The following is a 16,963-nucleotide window of genomic DNA, read 5'->3' as shown; positions in this document are numbered from 1 at the left end:
TTCCCAATCCGGGGGCGTCTGGCTTCCGCCGTCGATCGGTGTAACATGGGCCTTCGTGTCGACGCGGTGCCCGCTGTGTCCCCGCCCGATCCACCCGAACCGGAGACCCCGACCCATGCGACGTCCCCAGGTCTTCGCGGCGGCGAGAGTCCTGATCCTCCTGACGGCTCCGATCGTGGGAGCGAAGATGGCCGAAGCCGGATTCCCCGAGCCCGCCCAACTGCCGAGCCACCCCGGGTTGCCCGACCCGCTCGTAATGTTCGACGGCTCGCGGGTCTCCACGCCCGAGCAATGGACCGAACGCCGACGGCCCGAGCTGAAGGCGCTCTTCCAGCATTACATGTACGGGAACCTCCCCGCGGCCCCCCCCTCGGTCCAGGGGACCGTGGATCGGGAGGACCGCAACTACCTGGGCGGGAAGGCGACCAAGAAGGAAGTGACGATCGCCTTCGGGCCTCCCGCGACGCCGAAGATCCACCTGCTCCTGGTCGTGCCCAATAAGCGGTCAAAGCCCGCGCCGGTCTTCCTGGGGCTGAACTTCCAGGGCAATCACGCCGCGATCGACGACCCGACCATCGCCCTGCCGACGGTCTGGATGCCCCCGAACGGCCCGGGCGTCCAGGACAACAAGGCGACCGATGCCGGCCGGGGCAAGCAGGCCGACGTCTGGTCGATCGAGAAGGTGATCGACCGGGGCTACGCCCTGGCCACCATCTATTGCGGCGACATCGCCCCGGATCATCCGGGATTCGCCGATGGGGTCTTCCCGCACTATGACGGGAGTGATGGTTCGAAGCGAGGCCCGAACGAGTGGGGGGCGGTGGGTGCCTGGGCGTGGGGCCTGATGCGGGGGGTGGACTACCTCCGGACCGACTCCGACCTGGATCCGGGCCGGATCGCCGTGACCGGCCACTCCCGGCTGGGCAAGGCCGCGCTGCTGGCCGGGGCGTTCGACCCGAGGATCGCGCTGGTGGTCAGCCACCAGGCCGGCTGCGGCGGCTCGGCCCCGAGCCGGGGGAAGGTCGGCGAGCAGGTCTCTCAGATCAACGATCGCTTCCCCCACTGGTTCGACGACGAGTTCAAGAAGTTCAACGATCAGGTCGACCGGCTCCCCTTCGACCAGAATGGCCTGGTCGCCATGGCGGCCCCCCGGCCGGTCCTGCTGACCAACGGCGTCGAAGACACCTGGGCCAATCCCGCCGGGCAATTCGAGGTCCTCAAGGCCGCCGAGCCCGTCTATCGACTCCTCGGCGTCGCGGGGATCGGGGAGGCCGGGATGCCCGAGCCGGGCCGCCTGGTCGGCGATCGCCTGGCTTATCACATCCGGCCCGGCAAGCACTCCATGGGCCCTGAAGACTGGCAGGTCTGGCTCGACTACGCCGACAAGCAGCTCGGCAAACCCTGAACCCTCGAGGAACCTCTCCATGTCCCGATTCGCCCGAATCCCGATCGCCCTCGTTCTGGTCGGACTGGTGGCCCCCCTGGCCCTCGCCGACGACGAGTGGGTGGTTTACCCCGGCGGCCAAGGCCCCGGCCAGGGGAAGAATGTCGTCCTGATCAGCGGCGATGAAGAGTACCGATCCGAAGAAGGCCTGCCGCAACTGGCGAAGATCCTGGCCAAGCACCACGGATTCAACTGCACCGTGCTGTTCGCGGTCGGCAAGGACGGGTCGATCGACCCCAACCGGTCGGACAACATCCCCGGCCTGGAGGCCCTCCGCAAGGCCGACCTGATGATCATCGCCACGAGGTTCCGCGACCTCCCCGACGACCAGATGAAGGAGATCGTCGATTACGTCGAGTCGGGCCGGCCGATCATCGGGATGAGGACGGCGACGCACGCCTTCATGATCAAGGGGCCGAAGAAGTACGCCCGCTACTCGTTCAACAGCAAGGAGTGGGACGGCGGCTTCGGGCGGCAGGTCCTGGGCGAGACCTGGATCAGCCACCACGGATCGCACGGCAAGCAGAGCACTCGCGGGCTGATCGTGCCGGGGGCGGAGAGCCACCCGATCCTCCGGGGGATCAAGGACGGCGACATCTGGGGTCCGACCGACGTCTACGGGGTCCGCCTCCCCTTGCCGGGCGACAGCAAGCCGCTGGTCCTCGGACAGGTCGTCGAGGATATGACGCCGACCGGCAAGCCGATCGAAGGGCCGAAGAACGACCCGATGATGCCGGTGGCCTGGGTGAAGTCCTTCACGGGCGAGTCGGGCAAGCCCGCCCGGATCTTCACCACCACGATGGGGGCCGCGACCGACCTGGCCAGCCCGGGGACCCGTCGGATGCTGGTGAACGCCGCCTACTGGGCGGTCGGCCTGGAGGACCAGATCCCGGCCGAGTCCGATGTCGCGATCGTCGGCGAGTTCCACCCCACCGCTTTCGGCAACGACAAGTTCTCCAAGGGCGTGAAGCCCGCCGATCTCAAGGCACGCTGAGCCTGAGTCAGGGGATGGCCGAACCTCAAAGGACCGAGGGCCGATGGATCTGTTCCATCGGCCCTCGGTCTTTCAGTCGGTCTCGACTCTTGGCCTCAGGCGGAGGCCGAAGCCTCTCGACGACCGGCCCGGCCTCGGTGGGCGACCCAGGCGGCCAGGCCGCCGAGGCCCCAGAGGGCCAGCGTGGCCGGCTCGGGCACCGGCTCGGGATCGATCAGCTGGGCACCCATCAGGATCGGGGTCGAATCCTTGCTCTGGAAGTCCTTCGAGAGCAGCGCCTGGGCGGCCTCGGGGCTGAACCGGGCGTTGGGGTCGGTCATCATCAGCCAGTTGCCGGTCGTGGAGTCGATGTATCGTCCCGACTGGTCGTGGACCTCCGGGACGCCGAAGGCCAGCATCAGCTCGTGGGCCACGTTGTGGGCCACGATCCACTGGAGTTGGTCGACCGTCCGGGCCGAGTTGGCGGACTGGTCGATGAAGTGGAACCCGTTCCCGCCGATGTAGGTCATCCCGATCACGCCGGGCATCGAGGGGTTGGCCGTGTTGCCGACCACGCTCAGCGTATGGGCGGCCTGTGCGTTGGGGTCGGTGGTCAGCGAGACCGGGACGCCGCTCAGTCGGAAGGTCTGATCGACCCTCTGGAGCACGGCGTTGTTGAAGTCGGCCTGCTGTTGCGAATTGAGCGGCCCACCGTAGACGTTGGCCACCGGTTGGCTCTGATACCAGGGCTTGGCGTTGCCGGTCGTGAGCGTCTCGGAGTTCGGGTACGGGCCATTCCCGAGGTTGAGGAAGGCGTCGTAGCTGGAAGGGCCCGGAGGGGCGGCCGCGGGGGCGGGGGCGGACGAGAGACGGGCGAAGGCCGGGGGGGCGGAATCGGCCGAATTCGTCGAAGGCGGGAGGTATGTCGGAGCCGGAGCCGCGCTGAAGGCCGCCGGGGCGGGCTGATCGTTCGGTTGATCCGAGACACCCAGTCGAAGAGGTGAGGACATCCAGGCCGGGGCGAAGCCCGACCGCGAAGGGGTCGAGGGTGGGGCCACCCCCATCGTCGGCTGGGTCGAGAAAGTTCCCAGGACCAGCATCGGACCCCCGAGGGCCGGGCCTCCGAAGCATCCGGCGATCAGCAGGCCCAGAACGCTCACCTTAGCGACCTTCATGCCCGAACCTCCATGTTCGTGCTCCGCGGGGGGCCGCCATCCTGGCGACGCGGAAACCAATCGCCACCGACCTCAGTGGCGAACGCCCACCGGGAAGTCCCGGCGAGAACGATTGCGAACGAATTGTTTTTTGTGCTGGGCGAGGAGGGGAGAGGTGATGTCGGGCGTGCTGATTTTCGCTCTATCTCAATAGCACATGCTGTGCCGCAAGGGGCGCGAAGCTTCGGAAACATCGCCGACCAATTGCAAATCTGCTGACAACTAGTAGATCGGTCGATCAGGCGGGCCTGGGAATGATCTTGTTCCGACCGTCGAGATTGTAAGGATTTCCAGAATCGGTTGGGACCTCGGAAATCCTTTCACGGCAGGAAGTTCCGAGAAGGGGGATGGGGCAGACTTTAATGTTTTTTGGAGATTTTCGGAGTTTTTTTCCGGAGGGAAGAGAGAGGCCGCTGGAAGCACCGGCGGCCGTCTCGGGTGGCCCGATCCGATCGGGTGGCGTTCAGGACGAGGCGGTCTCGGACTTCGGGGCTTCCTTCAGTTCGTTGAGCCGGGTCCGGACCTGCTGACGCTGTTTCTGCAATCTCCGGCGCTGGTTGGCCTTCCGAGAATCGGTCCGGGGCATGGTCGGGTACTCCCTTGGGGGCATCGGGGACGAAACGAGCCCGGTATCGTCGCCAATCGGAAGTCCGCGAGCAAGGGCTCTTGCTCCGATGGGCGACGCGGGCTCGCAACCGAGGCATCGAGGAGGAATCCCCGGCCATTATGAGACGGTCACGCCCAGCAGGGTCTGGTCGTCGGAGGGGGGGACGCCGAGGGTGAAGGCCTGGACGTCGTCGACCACGTCATCGACCAGCCCTCGGGCGTCCCGGCCGCAGCGGCTGAGCATCGCGTCCAGCCGGGCGAGCCCGTACATCCGGCCGTCGGCCGCGAGGGCCTCGGTGATCCCGTCGGTGTAGAAGGCCAGGCGGTCCCCGGGGCGGAGGGTGATGGTGAAGTCCTCATAGACCTCATCGGCGAAGAGGCCGAGCGGGAGCCGCTGGGCCCCGTCGAGCGACTCGATCGTGGTGTCGCCGCACCGCTTGAGCCGGGGCGGGTTGTGCCCCGCGCTGGAGTAGCTCAGGCGGCGGGTGGCCGGGTCGTAGATCCCGTAGAAGGCGGTGACGAAGGCCTCGTTGTCGGCCGTGTAGAGGGTCGAGAGCTGATGATTGACCTTGCTCAGCAAGGCGCTCGGGGGATCGTGCGGGCCGGGGAATCCGTGGGCCAGGCTGTGGGTGACCGCCATCAGGACGGCCGCGGGGGTCCCATGGCCGCTGACGTCGGCGATCAGGAGGCCCCACTTGCCATCGGGCAAGGGGAAGAAGTCGTAATAGTCGCCCCCGGCCCACTGCGAGGTCTGGTAGAAAGCGGCCATGTCGAGCGTCGGGATCGTCGGGATCGTCTTGGGCAGGAGCGACCGCTGGATGTCGGCCACGACCCTCAACTCTCGCTCGACCACCTCGTAAGCTTTCTTCAACTCGGCCGAGAGGACCAGGTTCTGGGTGGCCCGGCCGAAGAGGCTGCTCATCCAGAACCAGTCGGGGAACTGTTCGGGCGGGAAGGAGTGCGGCTCCTTCCGGAGCATCAGGACCATGTTCTGCCCGACGCCCCGGTCGTAATGCGGGATGGCCATGACCGACCGGTTTTCGCCGATGAAGGGTCGGGCCGGGTCGTCGTCGGCCACCCGGACATCGTCGATAATCCGGGGGACGTCGCCATAGAGGAGTTCGCCCATCAGGCCGCCTTCCAGGATCGGCAGGCGGTCCTTCTCGTTCCAGGGGTCGACTTCCTTCTCCCAGGTGCTGGAGCGGGTCACCCGGTACCTGGGGTACTCCAGCCCGCGACGACTCAGCGCGACGAAGCCGTCGGTACGCTGGTAACGGCGCATCTGCGCGCCGTAGGTGCGGACCATCGCCTGGGGGTCATCCTGGAGGCTCATCGCGCGCATGGTCTCGACCATGTGATCGAGCGTCCGTTTCTCGTCGCTGCCGTCTCCGCCGTCGAAGAAGCTTGTGTCGGGGATCATGGAGATGGTCCGAGGGTGTGGGCGTCGGGATGATACCGCGACGATCCGGGAAGCATTCGGCCCCTCGACGACCCGGTGGGGTCGGAGGGGCCAGGTTCTTATGGATTTCGATTCGGGCGAACGCCGCCCGGGGAGGGGCGACGTTCGGCTCAGGAGACGGTCGCTTCGAGCCGCTCTTCGATGGCGATCTTGCGGAGCTTGCTCTGGGCGCGGGCCTCGAGCTGACGAACCCGCTCCTTGGTGACGCCCAGCTCCCGGCCGAGCTGTTCCAGGGTCTGCTCGCCGACGCCGTCCAGGCCGAACCGGCTGACGATAATCCGCCGCTCCCGGTCGTCCAGGCGGCCGAGCATCCCCTTGACCGCGTCGCGCATCCGCCTCTGGGCACTCTCGTATTCGTGCTCGTCGGATCGGTTATCGGCGGCGGCCTCGAAGAGGTCGTCGTGGCCGGTGACGAACCGATCGCGTCGATGGTTCTCGATCGGGATCGACCGGATGAAATTCTTCATGATCGCCCACGAGGCGTAGGTGCTGAACTTGTTCCCCCGGGCGTAGTCGAACTTCTCGACGGCGCGGATGAGGCTCATGTTCCCGTCGGAGACCAGCTCGAAGAAGTTGTCGGAGCGGCCGACGTGCTTCTTCGCGATCGAGACGACCAGCCGGAGATTGGCCCGGATGATCTGGTTCTTGACGACCAGGGCCTCCTCCAACATCCGGTCGATCTCGTCGAGGGTCGAAGTGCTGACCTTCGCCGGATCGATCGCGTCGCGGAGCTTCAGGGCCCGGTACTTCAGATAGTTCATCTTGCGGAAAAGATGAGCTTCCTGCTCGCGAGAGAGCAACGGCACGTCGTAGAGGCTGGCCAGGTAAGGGGGCACCCCCTCGGGCGGCTTGACCCTGCGGGTCGCCTTACCCTCGGCGGGCACGGGCATCGGCGCGAGGATTTCGGCCCGAGCCTTGGGGTCGTCGAAGCTGGGATTCGCCATGGCCTCGATCTTCTGCTCGAGCAGTCGCGAGGCCCGCATCTCGTTGATCGCCCGCTGGACGCCAGCCGTCGAACGACCCAGCTGATCGGCCAGGGTCTCGACCGAGATGCCCTGGAGATACTGGCGATACGCCCGAGCCTTGGCCGCCTCGTCGAATGAGGACGGGCGAGGGGTCCGAGCGGGGGTGGTGGCCAACTTCGAAGCGGTGCTAGGGGCGTCCATGGTCATTAGTCCCAATCTTCGGGCACGCGTCTGGCAGCCCGAGCTGAACCCGATCCCGATTCGACATACCGGTTACGCTCAATCGCCCCGACCGTCACCGATCGAAGGCCCGAATCTCCGGTGATTCGTCGCCGGATCACGTCCGGGCTTGCAGGATATTCCCGAACATGACGCTCAGGAAAATCCGAAGCGGAGCGGTGCTCCGCGTTGACTTGGCCCGGAGAACTGCCCCCTGCCAGCTATTCATCCAGAATTCGGCCAGCTCGCGAACGTCGAGATCCAATCCGATCTCACCCGCTTGCTGAGCTTCTCGGAGGCAAGCTGCATACCGATCGACCCGGCTTTCGAAGATTTCTTCGAGGCGGGCCCGGAACGTCTCGCTCTGGTCGGCCATCTCCTGACTCAGGTTGCCGACCAGGCATCCTTTTCGACACTGATCCGACTCAAGCCGTTCGCAAACGGCCTCGAAGTAATTCCTGAGCCGATCCAGCGGCGGGACCGAGGCATCGCTCAGATAGCGACTGAGGTTTTCGTCATAGCAGGAAGCGAACCGTTCGAGCACTCTCAGCCCGAACTCTTCCTTGCTGCCGAAATAGTGATAGAACGAGCCCTTGGGGACGCCGGCAGCCTGCAAGATCGACTCGAGCCCGGAATTGTTGTAACCCTTTTCCAGGAAAGTCTTCTTGCCCGCCTCCAGTAAAATGTCCCGCGTGTTCTCCCGACTCATTCTACGCCCACTTCCGGCTAAAGGATCGGTCCGGACCTCGTGGTCCGAACGGCTCTCCGTTCTCGACCTCTAGATAATAGACCGGTCGTCTAGAGATTTCAAGGGGATTATCGATAATTGATCCTCGAAAATTGTCCGATCGTCGTTTTTGCGAAACCAAGTCGGGCGACGGGCCGGTGATGAGGTCGGCTCGCGGCCTGACGACGAAGGTCATGCTATCGGCAATATCGGCGATCTGGCCCAGTCGACCTGCGGGGCTGGGGATGATCTCCAGGATCGGAACCCGATCGCGGTCCCCACGCCCGCGGTCTCCCGTCGCCGGTAGAGCCGTCGATGAGTCGCTTGATCACGCTCGGTCCAGGTCGACCGAGCCGACTTCACTCCCCGGAGTCGGCGGGGACGATGTCCAGGGCGATCAGCCCTCCGCCCCTCAGCACGTCGATCGAGGCGACCTGGCCGACCCGCTCCTCGGTCAGTAGGCGGTGGAGGTCGTCGAGCCCGGCGACGGGCCGACCCTCGAATCCGACCACCACGTCTCCCTCGTCGAGCCCGGCCCGATCGGCGGGGCCTCCCGGCTCGACGGCGGCGATCAGGACTCCCGAGTTGATGTCGAGGTCATGGGCGTCGACCAGTCGACGGGGCAGGAGGACCGTCTGGACCCCCGCACCGATCCGGCTCCGGCGGACCCGGCCGTCGCGGATCAGGCGACCGGCGACGAACTTGGCCGTGTTGATCGCGATCGCGAAGCAGATCCCCCGGGCCGAGGGGATGATCGCCGTGTTGACGCCGATCACCGACCCTCGCGAATCGACCAGCGGTCCGCCCGAGTTGCCGGGGTTCAGGGCCGCGTCGGTCTGGAGGACGTCGTCGATCAGGCGGCCCGACTGCGATCGGAGCGAACGCCCCAGGGCGCTGACGACCCCCGCCGTGACGCTGACCTGAAACCCATAAGGATGGCCGATCGCAATCGCCACCTGGCCCACCCGGAGCGTCTGGGAGTCCCCGAGAGCGGCCGGGGCGAGATCGCCGGCGTGGACCCGGACCACGGCGAGGTCGGTCCCGGGATCGTCGCCGACCCGGTCGGCCTTGTGGCGGGTGCCGTCGGCCAGCGTGACCTCGACCCGGTCGGCCCCGTGGACGACATGGCTGTTGGTCAGGATGTAGCCGCTGGTCGTGAAGACGAAGCCCGACCCGGTCCCCCGTCCCTCGCGAGCCCGCCGGGGGTCGCCGCCCCGAGCCCGGTGGAAACTCTCGATATGGACGACCGAGGGGCTCACCCGCTCGGCGGCCCCGACCACCGCGCCGGAGTAGGCGTCGAGCAATCCCGCATCATCCAGGGGCGGCGATCCGAGGCGTCCCGACGCAACGTCTCGGATCTCGTCTCCCGGCCCCGCAGCCCCGGCCCAGTCCATCACTTCGATGCTCATGATCATTCCCTCCGATCGGTCCGGTGGGAACTCTAGAGCTGGCCGGCAATTTCGACAAGTGGGCATGGGCCGAAGTCGGCGAAGCGGTGCGGCGCCGAATTTGGAAACTCTTGTCAATTAGCAGGATGCGTGCGGCGAACGGCCAGCCGGGTCCCCGTCGACGGGCCGGGCCGGTCGCCGATCGCTCGACGACGCGAGAGCCTCGCGAGCGGCTACCGGTCCTCGAGTGTGAACGTCCCGGTACCGACCCGTTGTCCGGGCGCGGGGGTCGTCGGAGCCGGACCCTGGTAGCTCCGCCGATACTGGATGATCGGGGTCCGCGGGCCTCGGAGCGTCTGCTCGGCCGAGGCGTTGAAGACGGCGAGCGGCGAGAGCCCGAAGCTGAAATAGGGGTTGGTCCCGCCGATCCCCGGATAGCCCAGTCCGGCCGCCCCGGTCCCGATGTAGCCGGGGGAATAGATCCCGTAACGGTTCCCGAATCCGGGGTAGCCCCCATACCCGTAGCCGGAGAGGATCGGCCCGCCGAACCCTCCGTTGCCGAAGCCACCATAGCCACCATATCCGTAGCCCAGGCCGCCAACACCGTAGCCGAAGGCGGGATAGCCGAAACCCGGGCCGCCCCCGTAACCGAAGCCGTAACTGGTGTAGCCCAGGCCGAAGGCGGGATAGCCGTAGCCGAAGGCGGGGTAACCATAGCCGAATCCGCCCCCGAAGCCGAAGGCGGAGTAGCCGAACTGGGCGGGGGCCTCGGAGGCGGCCCCGAGGAGAACGGCCATGGCCAGGGCCGCTCCCGGAATCCGCCGAAGGATGAGGTTCATCGCGATCCTCCCGGGGGACCCCGGCCACGACCCGGCCTCCGGCGGATCGCCGGTCGACCCGGGAACTGGTCCCGATCCCTCTTCACTCTATTATAGGAACGTCGGTCGATCCTCGCCCGGTGTCACCGGAACGAGCCTTCGGCCGGAACGTCGGCGCATCGTGGTGGGGTGGGGTGGCGACGCCTGGAGGATCAGTCGGCCCGCGAGCAGGACCGACGAGGCCACGAGCGGCATCGAGTCGAGGTCGAGCCGTCGGGCCGGGACTTCGGCCCCTTCCCCTTCGCTCTCCCCGGGGTCGGGTCCGGCTTCCGAGGGGTCCGCGAATTCGGAGCGGAGCGTATCGAGGGCCTCGTCGAATGCCCGGGTGGTGGCCTCCTGATCGGGGTCGATCTCGGGTCGGGCCCGGAGGTTCGACGGTTGGCCGTCTCCGGTCTCTTCGAGCGCCTCGGCCAGGGCGATCAGCAGGTCGCGGGGCTCGTCCAGCGCCTCGTCCAGTCCCAGGACGTACCGGGCCCAGGCGTCGGGATCGTCGGTCGTCGGGGGTTCTTCCTCCAGGGGAGGTTCTTCATCCTCCACCCGACCTTCCTCGTCGGTCTCCTCGATCTTCGTGCAGGGGACCGGCAAGGCCGCCTCATGGTCCGACACCTCCGACGACTTTCTCCGCTGGGATCGGGCGTCGTCCCAGAGAACGGCGATCAGGTCGACTCCGGAGTTGCCGAACGGGAGGAGCCGGGCGATCAGGTCAATCTGGTCGCCCCCGGAGGGCCATTCGATCGGCGTCGGCTGGAGATCGGAAGACAGCCCGAGGTTGAAGCTGAGGATCTGCGCCAGGTCACCCTCGGTCCCGGCGGCGTAGAAACTGCCCATCTCGTTACCGGCCGCCAGGGCGGTCGGCGAGGCGAAACCCGGCCGACTGATCACGCCGGATAGCTCGAGCCCCGACCGTCCACCCTGGAGGATGGCCATTCGCCCGTCGTTGCTGGCGACCACCAGGTCGAGGACCCCGTCGCGGTTGAGGTCACTGGAGAACCCGGTGATCGGCTGGATGCCTCCGAGATCGATCGAGATCGCTTGCGGGGCGAGCATGCCGACGTCGGAGACGTACGAGAGGTTGTTCGACCCGGTGTTCACCGTGACCAGGTCGTATCCCGACCGGCGGTCGAAATGGCCGACGAACATCTCGGACGGATTCAGCCCGACGGCGATCGGGCCGCCTCCATAACTACCGAAGGTGCCGTCTTCGAGTCGCCGGTAGACGCTCACATTATTGGAGGCACTATTGAGGACGAACAGCTCGGGCTTGCGGTCGCCATTGACGTCCTGGAGCGCGATCCGGACCGGGGCATCTCCGGCGACCAGGACCTCGCCCGGATCGGCGGTCCAGCTCGGCCCCGCGCCGTGGCCGAAGAGGATGGTGACGTTGTTGGAGCCCTTGTTGGCGACCACCAGGTCGAGGACCCTGTCGCCGTTGACGTCGCCGACGGTCAGCGCGACCGGGTCGCGCCCGACGGCGAAGCCTTTCCCCCCGCTCAACTCCGGGCCGACCCCGCCGCCGACCAGGCCGGGGAAGACCAGCACATTGTCGCCGCCGGAATTGGCGACGACGAGATCGGGTATGGTGTCCTCGTTGACATCTTGAAGTAGGACCAACGCCGGTCCGTTGATCCCGTCGGCGGTCGTGAGCACGGTGCTCGGTTCCCCCTCGAAGCCGACCTTCACCAGGACGACTCCTCGGATCGCGTCCGCGAGCGCGAATTCCGGCGTCATGGTGCCGTTGATCTCAACCTCGGCCGCAGCCAGCCCGACCCGGTTCTTCGCCGGGTTATCGGGCTCGGGGCCGATGGGTAATAAGGTCCCGATCGGAGGAGCGAGTTTCGGACCTGCGCCATCCGAGCCGGGGCCATCCGGCCCGTGCGGATTGGAGCCGGGAGGCCTCGCGTTACCCGAATGCCAACCGCCCGTCAGATTGAGCGAAGGGGGGGGCGACGAGGGAGTGAGGAGGTTAATCAGGGCGGCACGGGAGGGTACGCCGGAGATCGTGTAATCGAAGGACGACAGCAAGGCTCGGGATTCCAGGGCCGAGGAGTTCGGCCGGAAAGCCCGCGAGGACTTCCGGAGACCCGAGACCGGGCGGCGCTCCCTCTTCGCGATCGGGAAGACGGCATTCATCGGTGTTACGCACTCCTCCCTGGTGGCGGCATCCTGTCTCGCCCCGGAGGGCCCTCGATGGATCGGGGCCGATCGGCGGGCGATTTCCGGGAATCGGGTCGCCAGTGCCGACCTCGTTCGATAGGCGAAGTGGTCCACGGGCGTGCCCCCTCCTCGATTCCGGCTCGACTCGGGTTCGGACGATCTCATCACTTGGCCAGTCGTCCATACTGGCCGGCCAGCTGCGAGAACTTGGGCCGTCGGCGAATCGCCGCCAGCGCGGGGTCGTGCTGGACCACGTCCCGCCAGAAGTCGGCGCGTCGATCGTCGGGCAGCCGCTCGATCGCCAGTCGGATCAGGGCTTGCGCGCGATCCTGGTAGTCTTCGGCGAGCTGTCGGAGGCCGATCCCACGCCGGAGGGACTCGGCCAGGGCAACCTCGGCGGCCTTGGCGAAGATCCGGGAGGCGTTATAGGCGACCCGGTGGTCGGTCGGCCCCTTCCGGAGCGACTCTTCGGCGTCGGCCACCGCCAGTCGATGCTCGCCCTGGATGACCCGGGCCAGGCCCCGGCCGTTGTACGCCTCGGGGTCATCCGGGGCGATCCGGACGGCCTTGTCGAAGTCGTCGAGGGCGAGCTTGGGCGCCCCGGAGAGGGCATAGGCCCAGCCCCGGTGGAGCAAGGGCTTGTGACGGCTCGGGTCCAGCGCCAGGGCCTGGGTATAGTCCTGGATCGCGCCGGAGTGATCCATCCGGTTGGCCCGGGCCAGGCCGCGCAGCTCGTAGAGGTCGGGCGAGGTCCGGTCGCGGGCCAGGGCGTCGTTGCAGGCTTCGATGACCTCGGCGTACTCCTTGAGTTCGTAGTGGGCGTTGACCCGGACCAGCAGCGCCTCGGCCTGGGCGGGGTCGATGCGGAGCGCCTCGGCGGCATCGGCCAGGGCCTCCCGGTGGCGGCCGGCCTGATGGAGGAGTCGGGCCCGGCGAGCCCGGTCGGCGACCGCTTCGGGAGAGTCGGGCGGCTCCAGCCGGATCGCCTCGGAGAGATCCTCCATCGCTCGATCTCGGGCCTCGGGAGTATCCCGGCCCTTGCCCCGGTCGAGCCGGGCCTGGGCCCGGCTCCGGTAGAGTGAAGGCAGGTCGGGCTTGAGGGCGATCCCGCGGGAGAACTCCTCGATGGCCTCGTCGGGACGCCCCTGGAGCCGGTAGGCCTGGCCGAGCAGGACGTGCGTCGCGATCGATTCGCGACGGAGTTCGACCGCCTGCGAGAGGTCGGACACGGCCTCGTCCAGCCTCTGGCTCCTGATCCGGAGGGCGCCCCGGTTGACCAGCAGCCCGTAGAGTTCATCGGGGCCGGGATTCAACTTCAGGGCGGTCCGGAAGTCGTGCTCCGCGGCCTCGAAGAGCCCTCGGGCCTCCTCCTCCAGCGCGGGCGGGCTGGGGACCGCATCGCGGGCTTGCTTCCATTTCTCGTAGGCTTCCTCGCCGTAGGCGAAGCCTCGAAGCATGTAGAGGCCGATCGCCCGGACCTCGCGATTGATGCAGGCCGTGAGATGGGCCCGGGCCGCATCGGGACGCCCGATCTGGATCTGGCAGACCGCCAGCAGGAGCTGGGCGCGGAACAGGTCCGGCTCGGCCTGAAGCGCCGCCTCGAATTCGAGGATCGCGGCTGACCATTTCCCCCGACGATAGAGATCTTGCCCGATCAGGACCCGGCTGTAAGGGTCCGAAGACGGGACCTGCTCGGCCACCTTCCGCTCCTGATCGCTCCCCTTGGAATCACCGAGCCGATCCAGGCAACTGGCGCGGAGCAGGTGGTAGGCCCGGGTCGAGGGGTGATGGGCGGGGGCATTTTCGAGGATCTCCAGGGCCCGATGGGCCTGGCGAAGCGGGTCCTCGCCCGGGGCCGGCTGGGCCTCCGCATCGGCCCAGATCAGCAACATCTCGTGTCGGCCCCGGCGGATCTCGGCCCGCTCGGACTCGGAAAGAGAAGGGGGAAGCTCGGCCGGAATCCACCGGCCGTCGGCCTGTTGGGCCGAGAAAACCTCCAGCGCGGCGCGGGCGGCATGCCGGGTTGCCACGAGGTCGCGGGACAGCCCGGCCCCGGTCAGCTGGGTGTCGAGGAGCTGGGTATGGTGCCGAGCCCGGGCGAACCGATCGAAATCGGCGCGAGCCCGGTCGCGTCGGGCCTGTTCGGCCACCCCCTCGCGGAGTGCCCGGATCGTCCGCTCGCCCCGATCCCGGATCGGCTCCAGGCCCGGCTTGCCGCGGATCAGGCCGACGAATCCGGGGAGCTGTTCCAGCCCATCCTGCCATCGACCTTCGCGGAGCGCCCGGTCGGATCGATCCAGGATCAGCTCCCCCTCCAGCTTGAGCCGCTCGACCTCGCGGGCCCTCGCCTCCTGGCGATCGAGGACCCGGAGCCCCAAGAAGGACACCCCGACGAGGATCAGCAGCACGAACCCGGCCAGGGCGGCGGCGGCGGGCTGTCGACGGACCCACTTCCCGATCCGCTCGCGGATCCCGGTCCGTCGGGCATGGACCGGAGAGCCCTCCAGGAACCGGCGGAGGTCATCGGCCAGCGACTCGGCGTCGGGGTAGCGGCGGTGGGGCTCCTTGATCAGGCACTTCAGGCAGATCGTCTCCAGGTCGCGGGAGACCCCGGGCCTGAGCCTCGACGGAGTGACCGGCTCGTCGTGGACGACCTGATAAAGCGTCTCCATCGCCGAGGCACCCTTGAAAGGGGGCCGACCCGTCAACATCTCGTAGAGGATCGCGCCCAGCGCGTAGAGGTCGGCCGCCGGCCCGACCACCCGGCCCTGCCCCCGAGCCTGCTCTGGTGCCATGAAGCTGGGCGAGCCCATCACCTGCCCGGAATAAGTGGGGCCGTCCTCCTCGTCGAGCCGCTTGGCCAGCCCGAAGTCGGTGACCTTGGGCGTCCCTTCCTTGTCGAACAGGACGTTGGCCGACTTGAGGTCGCGATGGGCCACCCCGGCCCGATGGGCCGCGGCCACCGCCCCGGCCAGCGTCAGGAGCAGCTCGGCCGACTCCCGCTCAGGCTGCGGGGTCCCTCCGATTCGGGCCTCCAGGCTACCCCCCTCGAGCAGCTCGAGCGCCACGAAGGGGAGGCCGTCGGCCTGCCCGATATCGTAAACCTGCACGACGTTGGGGTGACGCAGCCGCGCCACGGCCAGGGCCTCGATCCGGAACCGGGCCAGGTGCTCGGGCGCCGCGTGCACGCCCGCCCGGATCATCTTGAGGGCGACCATCCGCTCCAGGCCATGCTGGCGGGCCCGGTAAACGATCCCCATCCCACCCTGGCCCAGACGCCCCAGGATCTCGTAACCCTCGACCGTCGGGCAACCCTGGTCGAGGATCTCGGGCTCGGAGGCCAGGCTCGCCAGGGTTGGAGCATGGGAGACGGGCTGGAAGCTCGGGACGGGCCATCGTCCTCCACAAGCCGAGTCCCCTGGTGAGGAAGCCATGGAGGAAGAAGTCGAGTCGCCCCAGGATGCCCAGCTTTCCAGGCCAATTCGGTCCTGGGTCAATTCCTCCAGGGTCTCCTGACACCGGCTACAGCGCTCGAGGTGCCGCCCGACCTCCCGCTGTTCGCGGCGGTCGAGTTGCTCCTCCAGGAGTTGAACAAGGCGTTCATCGCCGGGGCAGCGAATCATGGGGGTCGGCTCTCGTCGCGGGGTAACTTCCCTGTTGCCGCAAGGCTGGCTCGATCCGCCGGGGACCGATGCCCCGCTGGGGATTATACCGGTCGAGGCGGCTGGACCTTACAAGGAAGTTCGGAATATCGCGACAAATCCGGTCATCCGGCTTCCTGATGTCGTCAGATCTGGGTAATCTCGATAACTTATCATCAGCGATGCTCGGCGATTTCGCCGGGGTCTCTGGAGACGCCGCAAGGCTCGATCCGATCGGCCCGGGTTGACGGACGACCCGGGATCTCGGAGGGATGGCGATGGCGGAATGGTCGGACTCCCAGACCTCGATCACGCTCCTGGAGACGCTCCGTCGGGCTCCGAAGGACGCCGCCGCCTGGGAACGGTTCGTCTGGCGCTATCGCCCGATGATCTGCGGTTGGTGCCGCGAGTGGGGGCTCCAGGGGGCCGACGCCGAGGACGTCGCGCAGAATGTCCTGGCCAAGCTCACCGAAAAGCTGGAGCAATTCCAGTACGACCCCTCGCGATGCTTCCGGGCCTGGCTCAAGACGATCACCCAGCGGGCCTGGAGCGACGAGATCTCCGATCGCTACCGAGGGTCCGATAGCCGGATCATCCAGCGCCTGGAGTCATTGGAGGCCCGAGCCGACCTGAAGAGACGGTTCGAGGAAACTTTTGATCGAGAGCTGATGGAGATCGCCATCCATCGGGTCCAGGGGAAAGTCTCCCGACCGACCTGGGAGGCATTCCGCCTGACCGCCCTCGAAGGCCTCTCCGGCGCCGAGGCGTCGGGCCGGCTGGCCGCCAGCGTCGCCTCGGTCTTCGTCTCCAAGCACCGGGTCCAGAAGCTCCTCAAGGAAGAGATCCGGAAGCTCGAGGCTGCCCACGGCGATTGAGTGGGGCTATTGAACACGCCGCTGTCTCACCTTCGAGGGGAGAGGTAAGCCGCCTCCCGACTCGATCGGACTCAGACTCCGGTGGTGTCCCAGGATCTCCGCGCACCCGCCGGACGGATCCGTGACCGACTCCCGGCCACTCCAAGTGCCATCGTCGCCGGACCATCCGGGCGGCTGGCGGCGTCGCGCATCGACGATCCGGCGCGAGGCTCGCATACCGTCGGGATTTTTCTCGGGCTCCTCTGTAAGGTCCCCGCGGCTCGACCCGTATTGATTGGCGAGAGATCCGACGGCCAGAGCCCAGGAGGACGATACTCCTCCCGGGCGAACCGCGAACCGGACTCGAATACAAGGCGAACGGAATGAGCGAGGACGAGCGGTTCGATCTCGGAGGTCGGAGAGGCTCGGGGAAGCTCGCTC

Annotated in this window: 12 protein-coding genes; 3 read left to right on the top strand and 9 right to left on the bottom strand. The window is 67.4% G+C overall.

All coding sequences use genetic code 11. From position 1 onward, the window contains the following. Window positions 1-115: 115 nt before the first annotated feature. Both P12x_RS27350 and P12x_RS27345 read left to right on the top strand, forming a co-directional pair. Window positions 116-1,405, top strand: coding sequence for an alpha/beta hydrolase family protein (locus tag P12x_RS27350; RefSeq protein ID WP_435008195.1), 1,290 nt, complete (start codon window positions 116-118; stop codon window positions 1,403-1,405). Window positions 1,406-1,424: 19 nt separating this feature from the next. Continuing rightward, entirely contained in the window at window positions 1,425-2,438 is a 1,014-nt protein-coding gene (locus tag P12x_RS27345; protein ID WP_435008194.1) for a ThuA domain-containing protein, read from the top strand. 95 nt (window positions 2,439-2,533) lie between these two features. Here P12x_RS27345 and P12x_RS27340 read toward each other — a convergent pair whose 3' ends face one another. The 9 genes from P12x_RS27340 to P12x_RS27300 form a co-directional block, all read right to left on the bottom strand. Further along, window positions 2,534-3,592 carry a PEP-CTERM sorting domain-containing protein gene (locus tag P12x_RS27340; RefSeq protein ID WP_435008193.1) on the bottom strand — a complete coding sequence of 353 codons (1,059 nt, stop codon included), beginning with the start codon at window positions 3,590-3,592 and terminating at the stop codon, window positions 2,534-2,536. A gap of 502 nt (window positions 3,593-4,094) precedes the next feature. After that, window positions 4,095-4,217 carry a hypothetical protein gene (locus P12x_RS27335; protein WP_435008192.1) on the bottom strand — a complete coding sequence of 41 codons (123 nt, stop codon included), beginning with the start codon at window positions 4,215-4,217 and terminating at the stop codon, window positions 4,095-4,097. A gap of 138 nt (window positions 4,218-4,355) precedes the next feature. Beyond that, window positions 4,356-5,657 (bottom strand): PP2C family protein-serine/threonine phosphatase, encoded by a 1,302-nt coding sequence (locus P12x_RS27330; protein WP_435008191.1) that lies wholly within the window; start codon window positions 5,655-5,657, stop codon window positions 4,356-4,358. A gap of 149 nt (window positions 5,658-5,806) precedes the next feature. Then, window positions 5,807-6,868 (bottom strand): sigma-70 family RNA polymerase sigma factor, encoded by a 1,062-nt coding sequence (locus tag P12x_RS27325; RefSeq protein WP_435008190.1) that lies wholly within the window; start codon window positions 6,866-6,868, stop codon window positions 5,807-5,809. Between the two features lie 130 nt (window positions 6,869-6,998). After that, the gene (locus P12x_RS27320; protein WP_435008189.1) at window positions 6,999-7,589 is read right to left on the bottom strand and encodes a TetR family transcriptional regulator C-terminal domain-containing protein; all 591 of its coding nucleotides are present in this window, start codon (window positions 7,587-7,589) and stop codon (window positions 6,999-7,001) included. Window positions 7,590-7,966: 377 nt separating this feature from the next. Then, a complete protein-coding gene (locus P12x_RS27315; protein WP_435008188.1) occupies window positions 7,967-9,016 on the bottom strand; it encodes a S1C family serine protease in 1,050 nt (349 codons plus the stop codon). Between the two features lie 212 nt (window positions 9,017-9,228). After that, entirely contained in the window at window positions 9,229-9,834 is a 606-nt protein-coding gene (locus tag P12x_RS27310) for a hypothetical protein (RefSeq protein WP_435008187.1), read from the bottom strand. Between the two features lie 90 nt (window positions 9,835-9,924). Then, window positions 9,925-12,003, bottom strand: coding sequence for an FG-GAP repeat domain-containing protein (locus P12x_RS27305; RefSeq protein WP_435008186.1), 2,079 nt, complete (start codon window positions 12,001-12,003; stop codon window positions 9,925-9,927). 188 nt (window positions 12,004-12,191) lie between these two features. After that, entirely contained in the window at window positions 12,192-15,650 is a 3,459-nt protein-coding gene (locus P12x_RS27300; protein ID WP_435008185.1) for a protein kinase domain-containing protein, read from the bottom strand. 296 nt (window positions 15,651-15,946) lie between these two features. Between P12x_RS27300 and P12x_RS27295 the strand changes: the two genes are divergently transcribed. Beyond that, entirely contained in the window at window positions 15,947-16,543 is a 597-nt protein-coding gene (locus P12x_RS27295; protein ID WP_435008184.1) for an RNA polymerase sigma factor, read from the top strand. Window positions 16,544-16,963 lie beyond the last annotated feature (420 nt).

It is taken from the genome of Tundrisphaera lichenicola, from assembly GCF_051175385.1.
Taxonomy (GTDB): domain Bacteria; phylum Planctomycetota; class Planctomycetia; order Isosphaerales; family Isosphaeraceae; genus Tundrisphaera; species Tundrisphaera lichenicola.
This window is presented reverse-complemented; position numbering and strand designations above follow the sequence as displayed.

Coding starts and splice junctions, on each gene's coding strand:
- P12x_RS27350 (WP_435008195.1), top strand. CDS start 116: ATGCGACGTCCCCAGGTCTTCGCGGCGGCGAGAGTCCTGATCCTCCTG.
- P12x_RS27345 (WP_435008194.1), top strand. CDS start 1,425: ATGTCCCGATTCGCCCGAATCCCGATCGCCCTCGTTCTGGTCGGACTG.
- P12x_RS27340 (WP_435008193.1), bottom strand. CDS start 3,592: ATGAAGGTCGCTAAGGTGAGCGTTCTGGGCCTGCTGATCGCCGGATGC.
- P12x_RS27335 (WP_435008192.1), bottom strand. CDS start 4,217: ATGCCCCGGACCGATTCTCGGAAGGCCAACCAGCGCCGGAGATTGCAG.
- P12x_RS27330 (WP_435008191.1), bottom strand. CDS start 5,657: ATGATCCCCGACACAAGCTTCTTCGACGGCGGAGACGGCAGCGACGAG.
- P12x_RS27325 (WP_435008190.1), bottom strand. CDS start 6,868: ATGACCATGGACGCCCCTAGCACCGCTTCGAAGTTGGCCACCACCCCC.
- P12x_RS27320 (WP_435008189.1), bottom strand. CDS start 7,589: ATGAGTCGGGAGAACACGCGGGACATTTTACTGGAGGCGGGCAAGAAG.
- P12x_RS27315 (WP_435008188.1), bottom strand. CDS start 9,016: ATGAGCATCGAAGTGATGGACTGGGCCGGGGCTGCGGGGCCGGGAGAC.
- P12x_RS27310 (WP_435008187.1), bottom strand. CDS start 9,834: ATGAACCTCATCCTTCGGCGGATTCCGGGAGCGGCCCTGGCCATGGCC.
- P12x_RS27305 (WP_435008186.1), bottom strand. CDS start 12,003: ATGAATGCCGTCTTCCCGATCGCGAAGAGGGAGCGCCGCCCGGTCTCG.
- P12x_RS27300 (WP_435008185.1), bottom strand. CDS start 15,650: ATGATTCGCTGCCCCGGCGATGAACGCCTTGTTCAACTCCTGGAGGAG.
- P12x_RS27295 (WP_435008184.1), top strand. CDS start 15,947: ATGGCGGAATGGTCGGACTCCCAGACCTCGATCACGCTCCTGGAGACG.